A 333-nucleotide genomic window follows, 5' to 3' on the forward strand; every position below is an offset into this window, starting at 1 on the left:
GGTGAGGTGCAGGCCGTGCTGGCCGGCCACCCGCAGGTCGGCCAGGTGGCGGTGGTGGCCCGGGAGGACACCCCGGGTGATGTCCGGCTGATCGCGTATGTGGTCGCTGATGACGAGGATGCTGATCCTGCCGCGTTGAGCGTCTGGGTGCGTTCCTTCGCGGGGGAACGTCTGGCGGACCACATGGTGCCCTCGGCGGTGGTGGTGGTGGACGCGCTGCCGCTGACGGGCAACGGCAAACTCGACCGCAGGGCCCTTCCCGCCCCCCACTACGCCACCGCGGCCGCCCGTTCGAGCCGGGGACCGTCCTCGGTGCAGGAGGAGATCCTGTGC

1 protein-coding gene is annotated in these 333 nt (G+C 71.5%); it reads left to right on the plus strand.

Features of this window, described 5'->3' with window-relative positions:
- Positions 1-333 (plus strand): hypothetical protein (locus tag KUM49_RS35430; protein ID WP_217241062.1); only part of this gene is annotated, 333 nt, incomplete at both ends.

The sequence above is a fragment of the Streptomyces sp. AC555_RSS877 genome (assembly GCF_019049245.1).
Classification (GTDB): domain Bacteria; phylum Actinomycetota; class Actinomycetes; order Streptomycetales; family Streptomycetaceae; genus Streptomyces.